This is a genomic window from Geotoga petraea (assembly GCF_900102615.1).
Classification (GTDB): Bacteria; Thermotogota; Thermotogae; order Petrotogales; family Petrotogaceae; genus Geotoga; species Geotoga petraea.
Genome location: NZ_FMYV01000002.1, coordinates 102,001 through 118,657, shown reverse-complemented (window position 1 = coordinate 118,657; position 16,657 = coordinate 102,001). Strand labels below are relative to the sequence as shown.

Genomic DNA, 16,657 nt, shown 5'->3' with positions numbered 1-16,657 from the left:
CTCCAATAATCAATATTTTATTACACTATTGTTGAAATCCATGGTTTCCAAATAGTCTTTTGATCTTTTATTGTATAAACTCGCATATATATTTGATGCAAGAATATCTTTTTTAAAAATATAATTCATAACTTCTGAATTAACTTTATATTTTGAATGAGAAAGCATGTCCTCATCTATTCTTTTTTTAATGTTTTGATATTTTGAAACTGTTGTGATAATTGGTATTTTAATATCTTTTTTTATTTTAGATAAAAACTCCTGTCCATTATTATTAAAGCCCAAAACTCTTATATATTGAGGTCCATATTTGTTAATCATCTTTACATCAACTTTTTTTATTTCAAAAAGTATGTTTAGTAAGGTTCTCTTTATTCTGGTTCTTGTGAACCTTTTTGTTTTAACATTGTCAATTAGCTCGTAAATATTATTCGTCTTTTTTGATGCATCTAAAAATCTTTTTGATAAACCTTCTATGACTCCATGATACTCCTCTAACTCTTCTCTTGTTAATGAATATAATTTGTAAAACACTATTTTTTCAAGGTCTTTTATATTAATTGGTCCTCTTTTTGATGTTATTTCAGATTCTAAAATACTGAGTGTTTTTTGTGGAACAAAATCATTAAGATCATCTAAACCATCTTTATAAATAGCTTCTCTAATAGCTGTAGCAGAAGATATTTCAGTTTGTAAATTCTTTTCATTGTATTTTGAACCAATTCTTTTTATTGTGTTTGGACTTATATCTGACTTATACTTTTTCAAATGTACCAAATATTCTATACCCAATATATCATTTGAGCTTTCTATTATTTCTTTTGCTTCTTGCTTTTTTAAAATATCCAATAAAGCTTTTTTTCTTGCATTCGGATAAGAAATACCTTCTTTTAAATATTTCTTCAATTTGCTATTGTAAGAAGCAGGTTTACTATATATTATTTCTGCTATTTCATCTAACAACTCTAAGTTATTTGATTCACTTCCAAATACCAAATTATTTATTTTCCCCATTCTGGCTAAAGTTCCCACAGAACCGTTAGCAAAGCCTCCAGCATCCTGTATGCTGTAAACAAAAGGTAATTCCACAACTAAATCTATGCCATTATTCAAAGCCATTTTTGTTCTTGCAAATTTGTTTATTAAAGAAGGTTCTCCTCGTTGTACAAAATTACCACTCATAACTGCTATAATATGAGTGGGATTTGTTTTTTCTTTTGCTTTTTTTAAATGATATAAATGCCCTTTATGAAAAGGATTATATTCAACAATTACTCCTAAAGAATTCATATTTTAACTCCTTAATGAAAATGAAAGTATACATAGTCTCCTTCTCTAATCACATAATCTTTCCCTTCAATAGAGATAAGCCCTTTATTTTTTGCTGTTTTTATACTTCCTAATTTTTTCAACAATTCTGTGTTTATAACTTCTGCTTTTATAAAACCTTTTTGTATGTCTGTGTGTATTTTTCCCGCCGCTTCGTAGGCAGTTGTCCCGTTAATTACATTCCAAGATTTCGTTTCATTCTTGGTACCAGTTATAAACGTTATTAAATTAAGCAAATCTTTTGATTTTTTAATAAATTTGTCCAAACAATCTCCATCTATACCTAATTCCTCTATAAACATTGCTCTTTCTCCGTATTCCATGGATGATAAATCCATTTCTATCTTTGAATTAATTTCAAAAATTTGTCCATCAATCTTTTTTACATATTCTTTTAACGATTCAACATATTTTTTATTATTATCTTTGTTTTCATCAATGTTTGCTACATACAAAACGGGTTTTTCAGTTAACAGAAATAAAGAATCAATAATTTCTTGTTCTTTTTCTGATCTCTCTTTTTTAAAGTTTCTTGAAGGATTGCCCACTTCTAAAAAATTTTTCAAATTTTCCAATAACTCGATTTCAACCTTAGCATCCTTATCTCCAGCCCTGGCTAATTTAAATTTCTTTTCATATCTATTTTTTATAGTTTCTAAATCTTTTTCGATTAATTCCAAATCTATAATTTCCGCATCTGTGGCTGGATCAACGCTCCCTTGAGAGTGAGTTATATTTGAATCTTCAAAACATCTCACCACATGGGCAATTGCATCAACTTTGCTAATATTATCCAAAAATTTGTTTCCCAATCCTTCACCTTTACTTGCTCCTTTTACCAATCCAGCTATATCAACAAATTCTATTGAAGGCTTTACCTTTTTTTCTGATCTTTGTAATTCATATATAAAATCCAACCTTTCATCCCCATATTCAACTATTGCAAGATTGGGGTCAACTGTACAAAAAGGATAGTTCTCTGCAGGAACTTGTTTTTCTGATAAAGCATTAAAAAGAGTTGATTTACCAACATTTGGCAATCCAACAAAACCTATTTTCAACATATGAAATTCTCCTTTTGTTTTTCTTTATTCAATTTATATTATAACAAATATTGTAACATAATTTAATATATAAGGTATATTCAAATCCTTATGTATGTATTTTTGTAAAATACATTAAACAAATCTATGCTAATATATATTAAAGTAAATATTTTGCTTATATTTTGGCTGGAGGTTGGTTCATGGTAATTAATTTAAATAAAAACATTAAATCAAGAATTTTAAATGGGCATCCATGGATATACAAAAATGAAATTAAAAATATTCCAAATAATGTAACTAAAGGGGAAATAGTAGATGTTTTCCATGAAAATAATTTTTTAGGTAGGGGGTATTATAACGAAGATTCCCTAATAACTATAAGATTGCTCACAAGAAAAAATCATAAAATAGACCAAGATTTTTTTGATAATAAAATTGAAAAAGCTTTAAAATACAGGAAAAGGTTTATAAATGATAATTCCTTTAGATTATTTTTTTCAGAGTCAGACGGAATACCAGGGTTAATAGTTGATAAGTTCGAGGATTATCTTGTAATGCAAATTAACACCTTTGGAGCTTACGAATATAAAGACTTGATTTTAAATTCTTTAATAAAATTTTTAGGTCCAAAGGGTATATTTGAAAAGGATGATGAACGTTCTGCAAAAATTGAAGGCTTCACTTGCATAGAGGGTTGGGTATATAAAAAAGGGCCAGAAATAATACCTTTCCAAATTGATGGAATAAACTTTTTTTCTGACACCAAAGGTCAAAAAACTGGCTTTTTCTTAGATCAAAGAATTAATGCAAAAAAAGTTATGGAGATTTCTGAAAATTTAGATGCTTTGGATGCTTTTTCTTATACAGGAAATTTTGGTTTACACGTATTAAAAGGTGGGGCAAAAAAAGTAACTTTTATAGATTATTCAGAAAGAGCTCTTAATATTTTAGAAAATACTTTAAAAGCAAATTCAATAGATAGTTCTAAATATGAAATAATAAATGGAAATTCTTTTGATATTTTAAAAATGTTTGATGAAACAAGTAGATATTTTGATATGACCATTATTGATCCACCTTCGTTGGCAAAATCAAGAAAATCCAAAAAAAATGCTTTTCGAGGTTATAAAGAATTGAATTTAAGGGCTATGAAAATCACAAAAAACAATGGTATATTGGTAACTTCGTCATGCACGCAAATTATTTTTGATGAAGAGTTTTCCAGAATTATTTTTGAAGCTATGGAAGATACACATAAAATCCTTAAATTGGTTCACAAAGGGTATCAATCTCCTGATCACCCTATACAAAAAAATATCTTTGAAACAGAATACCTAAAAAATTATATATTTTTAGTTGATGACAAAAACAATTATTAATGGAGGTGTATTAAAATGTTCTTTTTTCATCCATCTATGCTAATTTTAATCCCAGCTATTTTGCTATCTTTCTGGGCTCAAATGAAAGTTAAAAATACTTTCGATAAATATTCAAGGGTAAAATCGTCGTTAGACGAAAAAGGTGCCAGTTTTGCAAGAAGACTGTTGGATTCTTTAGGATTATTTGATGTTAAAGTAGAACGAGTTAGCGGATATCTTTCTGATCATTATGACCCAACAAATAAAGTTTTGAGATTATCAAATTCAACTTATAATTCTCAGTCAGTTGCAGCCTTAGGAGTCGTTGCTCATGAAGTTGGACACGCTATACAACATCAAAAAAGTTATAAACCTTTGGTTTTAAGAAATATGTCTGTCCCATTAGCCTCATTTGGAAGCAATCTCTCATGGATAATATTGATTATAGGTTTTTTATTTTCAATACCTCAATTATTATGGGGTGGAATAATACTTTTTAGTTTTGTAGTGGCTTTTACTTTGATTACTCTACCAGTTGAATTCAATGCAAGCTCAAGGGCTGTCAAAACGTTGCCCTTAGTTGGAATGCCATCTGGGGAAGTTGAATCAGTCAAAAAAGTTTTAAATGCTGCTGCAATGACTTATGTAGCATCAGCTTTAATGGCAATATCTCAGCTAATTAGAATGATCTTATTAGCTCAAAGCAGGGATTAATTTGATTAGAAGCCAATTATATACTGTGCTAAAAAAGTTTTATAAACGATACAGCCTAAACCAAGAAAATATCAGTTATGCTTTGGATAATTTAAACGCTGAAGACAGAGGTTTTTTTATAAAAGTTTTGAATCATACTATTAAAAATCATATTAAAATAGATTTTATTTTAAAAAAATTAATAAAAAATTTTAATTCAATTCCCCCAGCCTCAAAAACCTTTTTAAGGCTGGGAGTTTCTCAGTTGTTATTGGGAATAGATGAATACGCTGCTGTAAATGAAACTGTTAAATTAGTTAAAAACAAAAAACAGAAAAGTTTTGTTAATGCTGTATTAAGGAACTTTATAAGACAAAAAGATGAAATATTAAATAATATTCCAGAATATATCGAATACAGCTTTCCAAAATGGATTTATGATGAAATTAGTTTCTTAAATCATAGGACTGAAATTTTAAAAAAACATAACAAAGAACCACAAATTACTATAAGGATAAATACTTTAAAAACAAATAAAAAAGACTTAATTGAAAAATTAAATGAACTTGGTATTGAAGTAAAGAATTCATTACACTTTGAAAATAGTCTAATTATACAAAATAACAAAGATATTCTACTTATAAATCACTTATTTGAAGAGGGTTTTTACTACGTCCAAAATGAATCATCGCAATTGGTAGCTCATATATTAAACCCAAAAGAAAATGATGAAGTTTTGGATTCATGTTCAGCTCCTGGAGGGAAAACAACCCATTTAGCCGAACTTATGAAAAATTATGGAACAATAGACGCTTATGAAAATGATATAATAAGATTAGAAATGGTTAAAAAAAATGCAGATAAACTTGGAATAAATATTATAAATACAGATTTAAAAGATTCTTCCAATGTTAAGTTGACAAAAAGTTATAACAAAGTTTTGATAGATGCACCATGTACCTCAGCTGGAATATCTTCAATACATCCAGAAGTTCTCTTAAGATTGGATGAGAAAAATATAGAGATCTATTCAAAAATTCAAAAAGATATACTACATAACATTCTCAGTCAAGTAGGAAAAGGTACAGAAATTGTCTACTCTACATGTACTTTTTTTCAAGAAGAAAATACTAAAAACATGAAATATATAAGTGAAATTTTTGATATAGAATTTATTGATTTTAAGAATGACTTAAATCATTTTAATATAAAGTCCCAATATGATGGATATGGACATTATATTATTCCAGATGACTACCTAATACCGTTTTATATAACAAAAATTGTAAAAAAATAATGGAGGAATCAAATTGTTTAAGAATGATATTTTAAACTTTTCTTATAAAGATTTAAAAGAGCACTTACAAGAAAATTTGAATTTTAAAACATTTAGAACTGATCAAATATTAGACTGGATTTACAACAAACATGTTTTCAATTTTGAGGAAATGACAAATTTATCGATTGATGCAAGAAACAAACTATCTGAAAATTATACTATCTCAAATCCCGAAATAATGGATATACAAAAATCTAAGCAAGATGAAACTACAAAATTTTTGTTTAAATTAGATGATGGTGCTTTAGTTGAATCAGTTGTATTATATTATCCAAACAGAATTGCCGCTTGTATATCTTCTCAGGTTGGTTGTGCATTGAAATGCACTTTTTGCAACACTGGAAAATTAGGATTTCAAAGAAATATGACTGGAGGAGAAATTATCTCTCAAGTTCTTACAATAGAAAAATATTTAGATAGAAGAATTAACAACATTGTTTATATGGGAATGGGAGAACCTCTTCTCAACTATGATAATGTTGTTAACAGTATATTGAACTTAAATGATAAAAAAATGAGAAATTTAGGGGCAAGACATATAACTATTTCCACTTCTGGTATTGCAGACAAAATAGAAGAACTTGGGAATCTTGACATAGAAATAAGGTTGTCTGTTTCTTTACATGCTCCAACAAATTACCAAAGAGATCAATTAATGCCAATAAATACAAAATATCCCGTTGAAGAATTAATGCAAGCTTGTGAAATCTATCAAGAAAAAACAAATAAAAGGGTTACTTTTGAATACATTGCAATAAAAGGGTTTAACGATTCGAAAGAAGATGCTATCAAATTAACTGAATTAATTGGAAATTTAAAATCAATGGTAAACATAATTCCAGTTAATCCGAATCCAGCTGGATATGAAAAACCAAAAAGAGAATATTTAATGAAGTTTGCTAATATATTGAGAGATAAGGGTATAGATACTGTAATTAGAGCGGAAAAAGGTACAGATATAGATGCCGCATGCGGTCAATTAAAAGGTAAACATGTAAATTAATGGGGGAGAATTTATGAAATTTATAACTAAATTTTTTAAATCTTTGGGATTATTTATTTTTGGAGTGATTTCAGCAGGTCTTCTTTTTTACTTTTTTATGATATCCTTTGTGAATAGTTCCAAAACTGTTGAAGTACCTTATTTAATAAACAGCGATATAGAAACTGCTAAAGCTGCTTTAGAAGAAAAAGGATTAATCCCTGACTTCATTGGAAATGGAGATAAAGTTATATATACAGAGCCAGATGCTGGAGTAAAAGTTAAAGAAGGCCATCATGTTATAGTTCAAATGAGAAATTTGGAAAATCAAAAATCCCCGGATTTAATTGGATTACCAACTGAAATTGCCGAACAGTTTTTGATGGAATATGGCTTAACCTATGAGATTAACAAAATAAAAACATACGATATTAATAAAAATGGTATAGTCATAAGTGTTGTACCGGCTCCTGGTAAGCGTATTAATTCAAATTCAATCGTTTTAAATGTTGGCTTGTATGAAGGGGGAAATTAATGTCTTGGAATAAAGGAATAGTTACTAGATTTCATTCAAATATGGCTACAGTTAACGATTTAAAAACCAATACTTCCCTAGAATGCGTTCTTCGAGGTAAATTTAAAGTACAAAAAATAAGACCAATTGTTGGAGATTATATTGAGTATAGCAAAGATGATAATAATCCAATTGGTAAAATAGAAAATATTCTTGAAAGAAAAAATATTTTATATAGACCATCAATTGCGAATTTAGATCAAGTAATTCTTGTTACAACTTTAAAATATCCTGAAGTTGATTTTCTAATAGTTGATAAATTCATTGTTCAAGCTGAAAAAGAAGATCTTGATATAATAATTGTTTTGAATAAAATTGATTTATTAACTGATGAAGATCAAAAATTAAAAGAAAAATTCTTGAATATATATTCTAATTTATATACTGTTATAGAGACATCTACAAAACAAAACCTAAATGTTGAAATTATTAGAGAAAAAATGAAGAATAAAGTAAGTACTTTGGCAGGAATGTCTGGTGTGGGTAAATCCTCTATATTGAATATGATTAATCCTGGTTTAAAATTAAGAATTGGCAATATTTCCGATAAGCTAAAAAGAGGTAAACATACCACCACTCATAGTGAACTACTACGTTTTGATTTTGGTGGTTTTGTTGCAGATACTCCAGGTTTTGCAAACATAGAAACATATAATATTGAAAAAGAAAATTTAAAAGATTATTTTTATGAGTTTTATCAATATTCAAGATACTGTCAATTTGTAGACTGTCAACATGTTAATGAACCTAATTGTGGAGTAAAAGCAGCTGTAAGACAGGAAGAAATATCACAATCAAGATATGATAATTATTTGAGTATATACAGTGAAATAGAAAAGAAGGTGAAAAAATGGTAAAGATTTTTCCTTCAATTTTATCAGCAGACTTTTTTAATTTAGAAAAAGAATTAAAACAAATTCAAAATGATGCAGATGGATTACATATGGATGTTATGGATGGAAACTTTGTTCCTAACATTAGTTTTGGTAACCCCATCATAAAAGCTGTCAGGAATCATATGGATATGTATTTTGACACTCATTTAATGATAAATAACCCAGATTTATACATTGAAGAGTTTTCAAAATATTCTAACTCATTAACAGTTCATTATGAAGCTACAAATCATTTAGATAGAACAATAAATGCAATAAAAGAAAAAGGATTAAAAGCAGGTATTGCAATTAACCCTCATACAAGTATTTATCTTCTTGAAAATATTTTAAATATTATAGACAGTGTGCTAATTATGAGTGTAAACCCTGGTTTTGGAGGACAATCTTTTATTGATTATTCTATAGACAAAATCAAAGATTTAAAAGTATTGATCGAAAAGAAAAATTTAAATGTATCTATTCAAGTTGATGGTGGAGTAAGTAAAGATAACATCAAAGAACTTTTTGAAGCTGGAGCTACTGAATTTATTTCTGGTTCGGCGATATTTAAATCCGAAGATCCCGCAAACGAAATCAGAAAAATGAAGGACAGAGTTAAATGAAAGAAATCTACTTTGCCACTTCAAATCAACATAAATTAAATGAAATCCAAGAGATTTTCAAAAATCATTTTATTGTAAAATCAATTTTCGATTTAGTAGATTATTTTGAACCTGAAGAATGTGCTGATTCTTTCATTGGGAACTCCACTATAAAAGCTGTCACAGCAGGGAGTCTTGTTAATAAGCCTGTTTTTGCTGACGATTCTGGCTTATGTATAGATTCTTTGAAAGGATTTCCTGGAGTAAAATCCGCAAGATATATGGAAGGGCATACTTATATGGAAAAAATGGAAACTCTTTTAAAAAAAATAGATAATAATAGAAAAGCTTATTTTGCCAGTGCCGCAACATTTTATGATCCTAAAACACATATTCTTATTTCTACAGAGGGAAGAGTCTATGGTTCCATTTCAAAAGATATAAGAGGAAAAAATGGATTTGGATATGACCCATTTTTTATACCTGAAGGCTTTGAACAAACTTTTGGTGAACTTGGAGAAGAAATAAAGAACAAAATAAGTCATAGATTTAACGCTTTTGACAAATTAAAAGATATTTTATATAAATTAGGCCTTTAAGGTCTAATTTTTTTATGATATAATATATTTGTACGTACGTATAACGAGGTGATTGGATGTTAAAAACTTTAAATGAAAAAATTAAAATGTTGTCAGAATCAGCAAAATATGATATTTCTTGTTCTTCCAGTGGAAGCTCCAGGAGTAATAAAAATAAAGGTATAGGAAATGCTTCTTCTGGAGGAATATGTCATAGTTGGACTTCTGACGGAAGATGTATTTCTTTGTTAAAAATACTTATGTCAAATGATTGTATTTTTGACTGTGTTTATTGCATTAACAGAAGATCAAATGATATAAATAGGGGGACTCTTACTGTTAATGAACTTGTTAATTTGACAATACAATTTTATAAAAGAAATTATATAGAAGGATTATTTTTAAGTTCTGCTATATTTATTAATTCTGATCATACTATGGAAAAAATGTATCAAGTTGTTTATAAATTGAGAAAAGAGCATAAATTTAATGGATATATACATGTAAAAGCAATACCAGGAGCGAGTATTGATTTGATAAGAAAAACGGGATTTTTAGCTGATAGAATGAGTATAAACATTGAACTACCTACTCAAAAAAGTTTGAGAGCTCTTGCCCCCCAAAAGTCAAAAGAAAACATTTTTAAACCAATGAAATTTATTGGAGAAAACAATCTGATGATTTACCAAGATAAAAAGAAGTTTAAAAATACTCCTAAATTTGTTCCTGCTGGTCAAACAACACAAATGATTGTGGGAGCATCTCCAGAAAATGATCACATGATTTTGAATTTGACTGAGGCATTATACAAAAAATTCCATTTGAAAAGGGTATATTTTTCAGCATACGTTCCTATAAATGACGATCCTAAAATACATTTTTCTGGTAAAATACAAAGGAATAGAGAACACAGACTTTATCAAGCTGATTGGTTATTAAGATTTTATGATTTTACTGTGGATGAAATATTTGATAAATCAAATAATTTTTTAAACGAGTATTTAGATCCAAAAACATTTTGGGCTTTAAATCACTTAGAATATTTCCCTATAAACGTTAATAAAGCATCATATCAAGAACTTTTAAGAATACCTGGATTTGGTATCAAAACATGTAGAAAAATTGTCTCTGCAAGAAAATATTCAACTATAACTTATGACGAATTAAAAAAAATGGGGGCAGTTTTAAAAAGAGCAAAATATTTTATAGAAGTGCCAGGCTTAAAAATAGGTGGGGTTTTTAGAGATCCAGAGATTTTGAAAAATCATTTTATTTCAGAGTCAAAAAATAAAAGTGCTAAATTAATTCCTCTTTTCACTGGAAAGGAGTTAGAACTTCCAAATGCTTATTAAATATGATAATACCATTGAAGGTTTTTATTGCGTTTTGTACTACGTTTACAAAAATAAAATTAAACCACAAGATATTACTTTTGATCAAAATACTTTGTTTCAAACTAAAACCCTTAGAATTAAAACTATTCAAAAAATTTCTGATTATATTTTTGATTGGTTAAATAAAAATTTTTCTAAAAAAGTCCATAAAAAAGTATACTACGTTTTTCTTTCAAATCTTCCAAATAAAGAAGTATTTATCATAAAATATCTAAATTTAATAAATAAATTTGGAGAAAAATTAGATAAAACTTATAAAAGTGAAGTGATAAACGTTATAAAAGATTATTATAAAAAAGTAAGTTTTGAATCACATAGATTTAAAGGTTTAATACGATTTAAAGAGTTAAAAAATGGTTATTTTTACTCTATTATTGAGCCTGACCATAACATTCTCCCAATCATAAGCCATCATTTTTCTAATAGACTCACCTATGAAAATTTTATTATACATGATACAAAAAGAAGTTTTGCTTATGTGCATGACAATAATATAAAAGACATTGTTGAAATAAAAAATATGGATATGAATGTTGATAACTTTTATTCTGATGATGAATTTATTTTTCAAGAAGCATGGAAAATATATCATAAACATTTGAGTATAAAAGAAAGGTATAATCCAAAATTACAAAGAAATTTTATGCCAAAAAGATATTGGAAAAATTTGACTGAATTTTGATTCTTTAAATTATTCTTTGAAATTTATGAAATAATAAAAAAACAAAAAAATGAAAAATGATATAATCATAATATAGCCAATTTAAGGGGGATAAAAAATGGATTTAAAAAAATCAGGACATCAAAAGATTGATTGGGTTAAAAAGTACATGAAAGTAATTAATAGCATTAAAGAAAAATACTATGATGAAAAACCTTTTAAAGGCAAAAAAATTTCAATGAGTATCCATTTAGAAGCAAAAACTGCATACTTAGCCATTATTTTAAAACAGCTTGGTGCTGAAGTATCAATAACAGGCAGTAACCCACTTTCCACCCAGCCTGATGTAGTTGAAGCACTTAAAGATTATGGGCTAAATGTTTATGCTGAAAAAACTTTAGATGAAGGTGTTTATTGGAAAAACATTGACAAAGTACTTTCCCAAAAACCAGATATTATTATTGATGATGGAGCAGATCTTGGATCGAGATATATAGAAAAATATGACACAAATTCTCTACTTGGTATTTGTGAAGAAACTACTACAGGAGTTATGAGATATGAAGCCTTGAATAAAAAAGGATCTTTAAAAGTACCCGTTATAGCAGTAAACAATTCTAAAATGAAATACCTCTTTGATAATAGATATGGAACTGGTCAATCTACATGGGATGGTATTATTAGATCTACAAATACAACTGTTACTGGCAAAAATGTTGTAGTTGGAGGATATGGATGGTGCTCACGAGGTATTGCACTAAGGGCCAAAGGTTTAGGCGCTAATGTTATTGTAACAGAAGTAGACCCAATAAAAGCCAATGAAGCCATTATGGATGGCTTCAGAGTTATGAAAATGGATTATGCTGCACCTATAGGAGACATTTTTGTTACAGCAACAGGAGATATAAATATAATCACAAAAAAACATTTTAGAAAAATGAAGGATGGTGCAATATTAGCTAATTCTGGTCATTTTGATGTTGAAGTTAGCGTAAAAGATATGAAGGAAATAGCTGATTCAATTGAAGAAATTAAACCGGGAGTTGAGGAGTATAAAATAGATGGAAAATCACTTTTTCTTTTAGCAAAAGGCAGACTAGTCAATCTTGTTAATGGAGATGGACACCCAATAGAAATTATGGATCTTTCTTTCAGCTTACAGCTTGAAGCTGCAAAATATCTTTTAGAAAATCCAGATCAAAAAATTAATGTAAAACCTGTCCCAGATTTTATAGATAATAAAATCGCTCGTATAAAATTAGAAACAATGGGTATAGAAATAGATACGTTGTCAAAAGAACAACAAAAATATTTAAATAAAGGGATTTGATTTTGTTTATCTATTAATCTAATGTTATAATTGAAATATATTTCATTTTATTAGGAGGTTTTAATTATGACCAAAGTTTTGGGAATTTTAAAATATGCTTTATCAAGGGAAAAAGAAGGGAACGAATTCTATAAAACAAACAAACTAAAGGTGAAAAATTCACAGTTGAAAGAGATTTTTGAAAATTTGGCTGAAATGGAATATGACCATATTCAATATATATCAGATTTAATTGATGCAACAGAAGATGGAAACAAAAAACTCAACGAAATAATTTTTGAAGAAGATAAAAGTTTTTTTGAATCTCGAAAGAAAAACGAAATTGTTGAAGAAGAAATTGAAGATATGACATCAGATCTCTCTATTATAAGAATGGCTTATTTAATTGAAGAAGATTTTAAAAATTTTTATGACAATGCCGCTGATAATGTTGAAGACAAAGATGCAAAAGACATACTAAAAAAACTATCTAAATGGGAGAAAAATCATAGAGATACTTTATACGATCTTTATAGAGATATGATGAAAGATTACTGGGATGAAATGGGATTTGAACCTCTATTCTAAATTAAAACAAAAATATTAAAGAAACCTGCAGACATTTGCCTGCAGGTTTTATTTTATAATTTTTTTTCTAATTCTTCTTTAATTTTGCTTTCTTCTTCGCTTGCTGATTCGTATAACTCATTTAATTCTTCATCAGACATCTTGCTTATTAATTCAAGTTTTTCTGGAACTCCTTGTCTTTTCCCTGGAACACATCCGTTTTTATCTACTTCACCATTTATAAATCCTTTTGCAAAAGCAGAACAGCCAGGATAACCACATGCTCCACAATTTATTCCAGGTAAAACTATTTCAGTGATGATTTTTCTTGAATTTTCTTTAACTTCAAACTTTTTTGCTGCAAAAGCTAAGAAAGTTCCTGCTAAGAGACCCAATAATCCAAGTAATATTACAGCATAAATAACCGTTTCCATTAATAAACCTCCTTATATTTTTACAAGTCCGGAGAATCCCATAAATGCCATTGACAATAATCCTGCTGTAATCAAAGCCAATGCAGTTCCTTTAAATGCTTTTGGGATATTATTTAAGTCTACCCTTTCTCTTATTGATGAAAATATAATTAAAGCCATTGCAAAACCCAATGAGGACGCAAATGAATTAACTGTTGCTTCAATAAAATTATAATTAGTTTGTATATTGATTAATGCAACTCCTAAAACAGCACAATTTGTAGTGATCAAAGGTAAATATATACCCAATGCTTCATATAGAGATGGTGATGTCTTCTTTATAAAGAATTCGACAAATTGAACTAATGATGCTATAACCAAAATAAATACAATTATTCTCAAAAATTCCAAACCTGTTACTACTAAGATTAAATTTAATCCCCAAGTGATTATACCAGCCATTGTCATAACAAAAATAACTGCCATTGACATTCCAGTCGCTGAATCTATTTTTTTTGACACACCTAAAAAAGGACATATCCCTAAAAACCTTGATAGAACAAAGTTGTTAACAAGTGTTGCTGATAAAAATATTAATATTAAATTCGTCATTTATTTCCACCAGCCTTTTTCTTTTTTTTATTTTCTTCTCTTCTAATACCAATATAATTAAACATAGCTAATAGCAAACCTAAAGCTATAAATGCACCTGGAGGTAAAATAAATGCATACATTTTTAAACCATCAGCCCAAATGTCCAAACCAAAAATAGTGCCATTTCCTAATAATTCTCTTACGGATCCCAATAATATTAATGATCCTGTAAATCCTAACCCCATTCCCAAAGCATCTATTATTGAATCAACTATTCCATTTTTTGAAGCAAAAGCTTCTGCTCTTCCCATAATAATACAGTTAACAACTATAAGAGGTATGAATAATCCAAGTGTTTTCCATAACTCATATGTAAAACCATGCATTACCAAATCAATTATAGTAACAAATGAAGCTATAACAACTATATAAACTGGAATTCTTATCTTTTGAGGAACCATTTTTCTTATTAATGAAATAACAATATTTGACATGATTAAAACTGCCAAAGAAGCCAATCCCATACCTAATCCATTTTCTGCATTAGTAGTAGTTGCAAGAGTTGGACACATACCTAAAACCTGAACAAAAACTGGATTATTATCTATTAAACCACTTTTAAAATTTGCCATTCTTGTAGCCATTCTACATCACTCCTTTTTCAGAGAGAAATTCTACAGCCATATTCAATGAATTAGCAACCCCTCTTGGAGTTATTGTTGCACCTGTCATAACATCACTTGTTTGAACAGTCCCTTCTTCTTTCAATTTTTCTCTCAATGAAGGATCTGTAGAAGCTCCAGCATCTTTGTTTACCTGAACCTCAGATTTTAACCCTTCCTGTGGAATATTGTAAAATCTTTTTTGAACATCTTCTTCAGAGATTTTAGCCCCAAGTCCCGGAGTTTCTTGAGAATAATTGATAACTTCAATTTTATTTAACTTTACTTTCCCATTTTCTTTTACAAAAGAAGCTACTGAAGTGACGTCTCCACCAAAACCTAAACCTGCTATAGTGAGTACGTAAATTTCTTTATCTTCTGAACTAAATTTATATACAGGTGACATTATTTTTGAATTTTCAGAATTTGTCATTAGTACATTTTCTTCGGATTCTTCCCAAATATATTGTTCTAATTCTTCTGATGATTGCGGTATTTCTTGAATATAAGATTCATCAGTTTCTGCATCTACCAATACAGCTTTTATAGCATCTAATTTTGCGTTAAATTCAGCGTCTTGAATAAATGGATTAACAAAATTATATACTACTGCAACTAAAAAAGCTGCTACAATCATATATAACATTAATATTGAACCAGTTTTTAAATAATCTTTCATTATTTAGCCACCTTCTTTGAAGTCCCAAATATTCTTGGCTTCCCCCATAAATCAATTAAAGGAACTAAAGCATTCATTATTAATATTGAGAAAGAAACACCTTCTGGATAAGCACCAAAATACCTTATTACCATGGTAATTAAACCCATGCCTGCCCCATATAATAATTGCCCCTTTTTAGTCATAGGAGAGGTAACCATATCTGTAGCCATAAATAAGGCTCCTAACATCAAACCACCCGAAAGAATGTGAAATAAAGGCGTTGCGTATGTAGGATCAAAAAGATAAAAAATACTACTTATTATTAAAACAGTCCCTATGTATGATAATGGAACTGTTATTTTTATCCTTCCTCTTAAAACTAAGTAAACAAATCCTATAATTAAAGCTAATGCGCTAACTTCCCCAATTGATCCTGGTATTCTTCCAAGAAACATATCCATATAACTATACGTTTGAAGTGCTGCTTCTTCTCCAGAATTTCCCAATAGGCCAAGAGCACTAGCTCCTGTGAAAGTATCTATAGAAGATAATGATAAAGCATTATCTACATTTTGATAATAAAATGGTTTTATCCAAGTAGTCATAACTCCTGGGAAAGAAACCACCATGAAAACTCTACCTACTAATGCAGGGTTGAAAATATTTTGTCCTAACCCTCCGTATATCTGTTTACCTATAATTATTGAAAAAGCTACACCAATTAATATGTGGTACCAGGAGACGGCCATAGACAAATTCATTCCCAATAACAAACCTGTTACTGAGGCAGATAAGTCAGGTACATAATTTTTGTTTTTTCTGATAAATTTTACTATAGTAAAATCAATTAATTCTGCTAAAACCATTGAAAATAACATGATATATAAGGCTCTGACTCCAAATACCCATGTGGATACTATTAAAGCTGGCAAAAGAGCTATCAATACATCTAACATTATCTTCCTTGTTGAATCGTTTGTTCTAAAATGAGGTGCTGCTGCCAATTTCAGTTTCATTTAA

General features: G+C 28.7%; 19 protein-coding genes. 12 read left to right on the top strand and 7 right to left on the bottom strand.

Going from position 1 to position 16,657, the window contains the following annotated elements; translation table 11 throughout:
* Positions 1 to 9: 9 nt before the first annotated feature.
* Both BLS00_RS02875 and ychF read right to left on the bottom strand, forming a co-directional pair.
* Positions 10 to 1,290, bottom strand: a complete 1,281-nt coding sequence (locus BLS00_RS02875) for a nucleotidyltransferase (protein WP_091402655.1) — start codon at positions 1,288 to 1,290, stop codon at positions 10 to 12.
* 11 nt (positions 1,291 to 1,301) lie between these two features.
* Positions 1,302 to 2,393 carry a redox-regulated ATPase YchF gene (gene ychF / locus BLS00_RS02870; protein ID WP_176759822.1) on the bottom strand — a complete coding sequence of 364 codons (1,092 nt, stop codon included), beginning with the start codon at positions 2,391 to 2,393 and terminating at the stop codon, positions 1,302 to 1,304.
* A gap of 182 nt (positions 2,394 to 2,575) precedes the next feature.
* Between ychF and BLS00_RS02865 the strand changes: the two genes are divergently transcribed.
* The 12 genes from BLS00_RS02865 to BLS00_RS02810 all read left to right on the top strand — a co-directional run bounded on the left by BLS00_RS02865 (position 2,576) and on the right by BLS00_RS02810 (position 13,328).
* Positions 2,576 to 3,754, top strand: coding sequence for a class I SAM-dependent rRNA methyltransferase (locus BLS00_RS02865; protein ID WP_091402652.1), 1,179 nt, complete (start codon positions 2,576 to 2,578; stop codon positions 3,752 to 3,754).
* 15 nt (positions 3,755 to 3,769) lie between these two features.
* Positions 3,770 to 4,447, top strand: a complete 678-nt coding sequence (locus BLS00_RS02860) for a zinc metallopeptidase (RefSeq protein WP_091402650.1) — start codon at positions 3,770 to 3,772, stop codon at positions 4,445 to 4,447.
* 1 nt (position 4,448) lies between these two features.
* Positions 4,449 to 5,723 (top strand): transcription antitermination factor NusB, encoded by a 1,275-nt coding sequence (locus BLS00_RS02855; protein ID WP_091402648.1) that lies wholly within the window; start codon positions 4,449 to 4,451, stop codon positions 5,721 to 5,723.
* Positions 5,724 to 5,736: 13 nt separating this feature from the next.
* Positions 5,737 to 6,768, top strand: a complete 1,032-nt coding sequence (gene rlmN, locus BLS00_RS02850; protein ID WP_091402646.1) for a dual-specificity RNA methyltransferase RlmN — start codon at positions 5,737 to 5,739, stop codon at positions 6,766 to 6,768.
* A 13-nt stretch (positions 6,769 to 6,781) separates the two neighbouring features.
* Positions 6,782 to 7,282, top strand: a complete 501-nt coding sequence (locus BLS00_RS02845; RefSeq protein WP_091402645.1) for a PASTA domain-containing protein — start codon at positions 6,782 to 6,784, stop codon at positions 7,280 to 7,282.
* On the top strand, positions 7,282 to 8,178 hold the full coding sequence (gene rsgA, locus BLS00_RS02840) for a ribosome small subunit-dependent GTPase A (protein WP_091402643.1): 897 nt from the start codon (positions 7,282 to 7,284) through the stop codon (positions 8,176 to 8,178). Before BLS00_RS02845 ends, rsgA begins: the two co-directional genes overlap by 1 nt.
* Positions 8,172 to 8,819, top strand: coding sequence for a ribulose-phosphate 3-epimerase (gene rpe, locus BLS00_RS02835; protein ID WP_091402641.1), 648 nt, complete (start codon positions 8,172 to 8,174; stop codon positions 8,817 to 8,819). The genes rsgA and rpe overlap by 7 nt, the downstream gene beginning before the upstream one ends.
* A complete protein-coding gene (gene rdgB / locus BLS00_RS02830) occupies positions 8,816 to 9,397 on the top strand; it encodes an RdgB/HAM1 family non-canonical purine NTP pyrophosphatase (protein WP_091402639.1) in 582 nt (193 codons plus the stop codon). The genes rpe and rdgB overlap by 4 nt, the downstream gene beginning before the upstream one ends.
* A 56-nt stretch (positions 9,398 to 9,453) precedes the next feature.
* On the top strand, positions 9,454 to 10,728 hold the full coding sequence (locus BLS00_RS02825; RefSeq protein WP_091402637.1) for a putative DNA modification/repair radical SAM protein: 1,275 nt from the start codon (positions 9,454 to 9,456) through the stop codon (positions 10,726 to 10,728).
* A complete protein-coding gene (locus BLS00_RS02820) occupies positions 10,718 to 11,452 on the top strand; it encodes a TIGR03915 family putative DNA repair protein (RefSeq protein WP_091402635.1) in 735 nt (244 codons plus the stop codon). Before BLS00_RS02825 ends, BLS00_RS02820 begins: the two co-directional genes overlap by 11 nt.
* A 97-nt stretch (positions 11,453 to 11,549) precedes the next feature.
* Positions 11,550 to 12,761 carry an adenosylhomocysteinase gene (locus BLS00_RS02815; protein ID WP_091402634.1) on the top strand — a complete coding sequence of 404 codons (1,212 nt, stop codon included), beginning with the start codon at positions 11,550 to 11,552 and terminating at the stop codon, positions 12,759 to 12,761.
* Between the two features lie 66 nt (positions 12,762 to 12,827).
* Entirely contained in the window at positions 12,828 to 13,328 is a 501-nt protein-coding gene (locus tag BLS00_RS02810; RefSeq protein WP_091402633.1) for a ferritin-like domain-containing protein, read from the top strand.
* Between the two features lie 53 nt (positions 13,329 to 13,381).
* On the opposite strand, the gene BLS00_RS02805 is transcribed toward BLS00_RS02810, so the two are convergent.
* Genes BLS00_RS02805 through BLS00_RS02785 form a run of 5 tightly spaced genes read right to left on the bottom strand, consistent with a single transcriptional unit; the run spans position 13,382 to position 16,653 of the window.
* Complete coding sequence (locus BLS00_RS02805; protein WP_091402631.1) at positions 13,382 to 13,741, bottom strand: (Fe-S)-binding protein; 360 nt, start codon at positions 13,739 to 13,741, stop codon at positions 13,382 to 13,384.
* 12 nt (positions 13,742 to 13,753) lie between these two features.
* A complete protein-coding gene (gene rsxA, locus BLS00_RS02800) occupies positions 13,754 to 14,332 on the bottom strand; it encodes an electron transport complex subunit RsxA (protein WP_091402630.1) in 579 nt (192 codons plus the stop codon).
* Positions 14,329 to 14,958 carry an electron transport complex subunit RsxE gene (gene rsxE / locus BLS00_RS02795; protein ID WP_091402629.1) on the bottom strand — a complete coding sequence of 210 codons (630 nt, stop codon included), beginning with the start codon at positions 14,956 to 14,958 and terminating at the stop codon, positions 14,329 to 14,331. Before rsxE ends, rsxA begins: the two co-directional genes overlap by 4 nt.
* Before the next feature lies 1 nt (position 14,959).
* Positions 14,960 to 15,655, bottom strand: coding sequence for an RnfABCDGE type electron transport complex subunit G (locus BLS00_RS02790; RefSeq protein ID WP_091402628.1), 696 nt, complete (start codon positions 15,653 to 15,655; stop codon positions 14,960 to 14,962).
* Entirely contained in the window at positions 15,655 to 16,653 is a 999-nt protein-coding gene (locus BLS00_RS02785; RefSeq protein WP_091402627.1) for an RnfABCDGE type electron transport complex subunit D, read from the bottom strand. The genes BLS00_RS02790 and BLS00_RS02785 overlap by 1 nt, the downstream gene beginning before the upstream one ends.
* Positions 16,654 to 16,657 lie beyond the last annotated feature (4 nt).

Bases quoted from the DNA above. Each gene is read 5' to 3' on its own strand.
- BLS00_RS02875 (WP_091402655.1), bottom strand. From the start codon at position 1,290: ATGAATTCTTTAGGAGTAATTGTTGAATATAATCCTTTTCATAAAGGG.
- ychF (WP_176759822.1), bottom strand. From the start codon at position 2,393: ATGTTGAAAATAGGTTTTGTTGGATTGCCAAATGTTGGTAAATCAACT.
- BLS00_RS02865 (WP_091402652.1), top strand. From the start codon at position 2,576: ATGGTAATTAATTTAAATAAAAACATTAAATCAAGAATTTTAAATGGG.
- BLS00_RS02860 (WP_091402650.1), top strand. From the start codon at position 3,770: ATGTTCTTTTTTCATCCATCTATGCTAATTTTAATCCCAGCTATTTTG.
- BLS00_RS02845 (WP_091402645.1), top strand. From the start codon at position 6,782: ATGAAATTTATAACTAAATTTTTTAAATCTTTGGGATTATTTATTTTT.
- rsgA (WP_091402643.1), top strand. From the start codon at position 7,282: ATGTCTTGGAATAAAGGAATAGTTACTAGATTTCATTCAAATATGGCT.
- rpe (WP_091402641.1), top strand. From the start codon at position 8,172: ATGGTAAAGATTTTTCCTTCAATTTTATCAGCAGACTTTTTTAATTTA.
- rdgB (WP_091402639.1), top strand. From the start codon at position 8,816: ATGAAAGAAATCTACTTTGCCACTTCAAATCAACATAAATTAAATGAA.
- BLS00_RS02825 (WP_091402637.1), top strand. From the start codon at position 9,454: ATGTTAAAAACTTTAAATGAAAAAATTAAAATGTTGTCAGAATCAGCA.
- BLS00_RS02820 (WP_091402635.1), top strand. From the start codon at position 10,718: ATGCTTATTAAATATGATAATACCATTGAAGGTTTTTATTGCGTTTTG.
- BLS00_RS02815 (WP_091402634.1), top strand. From the start codon at position 11,550: ATGGATTTAAAAAAATCAGGACATCAAAAGATTGATTGGGTTAAAAAG.
- BLS00_RS02810 (WP_091402633.1), top strand. From the start codon at position 12,828: ATGACCAAAGTTTTGGGAATTTTAAAATATGCTTTATCAAGGGAAAAA.
- BLS00_RS02805 (WP_091402631.1), bottom strand. From the start codon at position 13,741: ATGGAAACGGTTATTTATGCTGTAATATTACTTGGATTATTGGGTCTC.
- rsxA (WP_091402630.1), bottom strand. From the start codon at position 14,332: ATGACGAATTTAATATTAATATTTTTATCAGCAACACTTGTTAACAAC.
- rsxE (WP_091402629.1), bottom strand. From the start codon at position 14,958: ATGGCTACAAGAATGGCAAATTTTAAAAGTGGTTTAATAGATAATAAT.
- BLS00_RS02790 (WP_091402628.1), bottom strand. From the start codon at position 15,655: ATGAAAGATTATTTAAAAACTGGTTCAATATTAATGTTATATATGATT.
- BLS00_RS02785 (WP_091402627.1), bottom strand. From the start codon at position 16,653: ATGAAACTGAAATTGGCAGCAGCACCTCATTTTAGAACAAACGATTCA.